Annotated in this window: 5 protein-coding genes; 3 read left to right on the top strand and 2 right to left on the bottom strand. The window is 68.2% G+C overall.

Annotation, left to right across the window (positions count from 1 at the left end; translation table 11 throughout):
• Window positions 1–917: M91 family zinc metallopeptidase (locus E4O86_RS22415; protein WP_161142763.1), on the top strand; the 917-nt coding region annotated here is incomplete at its 5' end.
• A 9-nt stretch (window positions 918–926) separates the two neighbouring features.
• Window positions 927–1,592: a hypothetical protein gene (locus tag E4O86_RS22410; RefSeq protein WP_161142762.1), complete on the top strand. Its 666-nt coding sequence runs from the start codon at window positions 927–929 to the stop codon at window positions 1,590–1,592.
• A gap of 95 nt (window positions 1,593–1,687) precedes the next feature.
• Here the strand turns inward: E4O86_RS22410 and glnA are convergent, their stop codons facing one another.
• Window positions 1,688–3,097: a type I glutamate--ammonia ligase gene (gene glnA / locus E4O86_RS22405; RefSeq protein ID WP_161142761.1), complete on the bottom strand. Its 1,410-nt coding sequence runs from the start codon at window positions 3,095–3,097 to the stop codon at window positions 1,688–1,690.
• 64 nt (window positions 3,098–3,161) lie between these two features.
• Window positions 3,162–3,500, bottom strand: coding sequence for a P-II family nitrogen regulator (locus E4O86_RS22400; RefSeq protein WP_161142760.1), 339 nt, complete (start codon window positions 3,498–3,500; stop codon window positions 3,162–3,164).
• Window positions 3,501–3,692: 192 nt separating this feature from the next.
• Between E4O86_RS22400 and E4O86_RS22395 the strand changes: the two genes are divergently transcribed.
• Window positions 3,693–3,963: NAD(P)H-hydrate epimerase (locus E4O86_RS22395; RefSeq protein ID WP_281351656.1), on the top strand; the 271-nt coding region annotated here is incomplete at its 3' end.

Raw genomic sequence — 3,963 nt, 5'->3', positions numbered from 1 at the left:
CGGCGCTGGTCGGGGCGGTGGCGGGGGCCGCCGTCGGTGCGCTGATGCTCGGCCCGGTCGGCGCGGCGGCAGGGGCGGCGGCCGGCGCCATCGCCGGCGCGATGCTCCTTTCGATCCCGACCGGGAGCATCACCGGGCCGTGCTTCCCGACCGTTCTCATCGGCGGGCTGCCCTCGGCCCGCGTGCTCGATCTGCATTATTGCTTCGTCCATTTCTGGACGCCCAACACCATCATCACCGGGGCGGCCACGGTGATCATCGGCGGGCTGCCGGCGGCGAGGATCGGCGAGAAGACCTTCTGCGCGGCGGAGGTCTCGACCGGCGAGCCGACCGTGCTGATCGGCGGTCCGCCGGTAACGGTGCCGATCAACATCAAGGGCGACATGGCGTTCGTGGCGAACGTCCAGAGCGCGATGGGAACGCTCTACGGGACGAGGACCGGCCAGGTCATCATCAACGGCATCGCGGCGAGCGGGAACACCGTCACCATCGTGCCCACGGCCGATGCGAACGGCTATTGCGGCGCCGACGACTATGCCGGCTCGCAGGTGCCCGGGACCGGCTCCTCGAGCGTGGTTTCCTGGAACCCGACCTATTCCTCGCCGACCGACCCGGCCCAGACGCCCGCCATCGTGCTCGGCCACGAATTCGTCCACGCCTACCACAACGCGACCGGGACCCACGACCCGGGGCCCCACGATTCCTATCCGGGCCAGACCGGCTCGTCCAACCGCGGCGAGGAGCGGGCGACGGTCGGCACGGGCGGGACCTCCGTCGTCGCGCCCGACGGGACGGTGCAGGGCGTGCCGGACCACAGCGCGGACGTGCCGACCGAGAATTCGCTGCGCGACGACCTGGGCGTGCCGCGGCGCGGGTCCTACTATCCTTCCAACTGGCCCGGTGGGCCGCCATGGTGAGGACCCGCGATGCGCGATCGGCCTTGGATCGTCGGGGCGATGCTCCTCGTGTTCTCGGCAGCCGCGCCGGAGCACCCCGCAATGGCTGAGAACGGGCCGGCGCCGTCCTTCACCGCGCAGATCGCTGTCGAGCCGAACCGGCTCGTCATCCGCTACACGGTCGCGAACACCACGCCGGGGACGATCTACGTCACCAACAAGCTGCACCGCGCGGGAGCGAAGCGGGTCATCGACCCGAACCACGTCTATGCCCGCCTGGAGGAGGACGGCACGCTCGACGTGGCGAAGACCATGCCGGCGATCCCCGCCGACCGCGCGCCGACCAACCTCGTCGCCCCCTACATGACGGCGCTCGCCCCGGGCGCGCGGCTTTCGGAGTCGGTCGTGCTGCCGCTGCCGCTGCACCCCTACCTCGAATATCACGACAACAGCCCGGTCACCGACGAGGAGGGGCGGGCCGCGCTCGTGCGCGCGTCCGGCGTCCGGTTCAGGCTCGGCTATTTCGTTCCGCCGGCCGGGGCGAAGCCGCGGAGCGAATCCGCCTTCGGCGTCGCCGTCGACAATTTCCGCAACCCGCCGGGCGGGCGGGCGCGCTACGGCGAGCTCGTCTCGGCGAAGGTGAGGTCGGAGATCCCGCTCGTCCGTACGCACGCCATGGAGAAGCGGGGGCGCTGACGCCCCGGAACGCCGACCCGGACATGGAAACGCCGGCGGGAGCGCATCCCGCCGGCCTCGACCTCCCGGCGCCGCCCGGCGCAGGGCCCGTCCGGTCAGACCGAGTAGTACATGTCGTACTCGACCGGATGCGGCGTCATCTCGAAGCGCATGTTCTCGGCCATCTTCAGCTCGATGTAGGAATCGATCTGGTCGTCGTCGAAGACGCCGCCGGCCTTCAGGAAGTCGCGGTCCGCATCGAGGTTCCCGAGCGCCTCGCGGAGCGAGCCGGACACCGTCGGGATCTCCTTCAGCTCCTCCGGCGGCAGGTCGTAGAGGTCCTTGTCCATGGCGTCGCCGGGATGGATCTTGTTCCTGATGCCGTCGAGGCCGGCCATCAGCATGGCCGTGAAGGCGAGATAGGGGTTCGCCGTCGGATCCGGGAAGCGGACCTCGAGGCGCTTCGCCTTCGGCGAATGCGTGTAGGGGATGCGGCAGGACGCGGAGCGGTTGCGCGCGGAATAGGCGAGGAGCACCGGCGCCTCGTAGCCCGGGACCAGACGCTTGTAGGAATTGGTCGACGGGTTGGTGAGGGCGTTGAGCGCCTTCGCGTGCTTCAGGATGCCGCCGATATAGAACAGGCACTCCTCGGAGAGATCGGCGTAGCGGTTGCCGGCGAAGACGGGCTTGCCTTCCTTCCAGATCGACTGGTGAACGTGCATGCCCGAGCCGTTGTCGCCGAACACCGGCTTCGGCATGAAGGTCGCCGACTTGCCGTAGGCAGCCGCGGTCTGATGGATGCAGTACTTGTAGATCTGCAGGCAGTCGGCCGCCTTGACGAGCGTCTGGAACTTGAAGCCGAGCTCGTGCTGGGCGGAGGCGACCTCGTGGTGGTGCTTCTCCACCGGCACGCCCATCTGCGCCATGTACATCAGCATGTCGGAGCGCAGGTCCTGCGCCGAATCGATCGGCGGGACCGGGAAGTAGCCGCCCTTGGTGCGCACGCGGTGGCCGAGATTGCCGCCCTCGTATTCCGTGCCCGAATTGATCGGAAGCTCGACGGAATCGATCTGGAAGCCCGTATTGTAGGGCTCGGACGAGAAGCGGACGTCGTCGAAGATGAAGAACTCGGCCTCCGGGCCGAAATAGACGGTGTCGCCGATCCCGAGCGACTGCAGGTAGGCGATCGCCTTCTTGGCGGTCGTGCGCGGGTCGCGATTGTAGGGCTCTCCCGTGGAGGGCTCCAGAACGTCGCAGAAGACCGCGAGCGTCGGCTGCGCGAAGAAGGGATCCATGACGGCGGTGTCGGGATCCGGCATGAGGGTCATGTCGGATTCGTTGATCGCCTTCCAGCCGGCGATCGACGACCCGTCGAAGGCCGTGCCGTCGGCGAACATGTCCTCGTCGACCATCGACACGTCGAAGGTGACGTGCTGCATCTTGCCCCGCGGATCGGTAAAGCGAAGATCGACGTACTTCACGTCGCTCTCGCGCATCATCTTCATAACGTCAGACGCGTCGGTCATAGTGTCCCCTGTCTCTCGCGTGCGTATTGAACGGCCGGCGATCGGCCGGCTCGTAGCTGGTGTTTCAGATCGCGTCGAGGCCGGTCTCGCCGGTGCGGATGCGGATCGCCTCCTCGATGGTGGAGACGAAGATCTTGCCGTCGCCGATCCGTCCTGTCTGCGCGGCATTCCGGATCGCCTCGACCGCGCGGTCGACGACATCGTCGGCGAGGACCACCTCGACCTTCACCTTCGGCAGGAAGTCCACGACATATTCCGCGCCGCGATAGAGCTCGGTGTGCCCCTTCTGGCGTCCGAACCCCTTCGCCTCGGTCACCGTGATGCCCTGCAGGCCGACCTCCTGAAGCGCCTCCTTCACCTCGTCCAGCTTGAACGGCTTTATGATGGCTTCGATTTTTTTCATTCCACGGGTCTCTCCGGCGCCGGTTCCGTCTCGCGCTGCAGGTAGCATGAAGCGTGCCAAGCGACCCGGAGGGGCGCCTTTGACGGAGGATCGGCGGCCACGAATTGCGGGGATGTCTGCAGCTTTGTCCGTTTTAGCGGCATCTGCATCTGTTCAGGAAGTGGGCAACTGATCAAGCCATAGGCAGCGCACATGCTCGAATTGCTGACGCCCGACGAGATGGCGGCCGCCGACCGGCTCGCCGCACGGGAACTCGGGGCGAGCTGGCCCCTGATGGCGGCCGCGGGCGCCGCCGTCGCCGACGCCGCGCTCGCGATGGCCGGGGAGGGCGCCGAGATCCTCGTCCTCGCGGGGCCGGGCAACAATGGCGGCGACGGCTTCGTGGCCGCCGAGGCGCTCCGCCGCGCCGGCTGCCGGGTGCGGCTGGCGCTCCTCGGCGCGCGCGACCGGCTGCGCGGCGATG

The organism is Propylenella binzhouense (genome assembly GCF_009866965.1).
In the GTDB taxonomy this organism is placed as follows: domain Bacteria; phylum Pseudomonadota; class Alphaproteobacteria; order Rhizobiales; family Afifellaceae; genus Propylenella; species Propylenella binzhouense.
The sequence above is the reverse complement of the archived record's forward strand: the minus strand, read 5'-3'. Positions and strand labels throughout refer to the sequence as shown.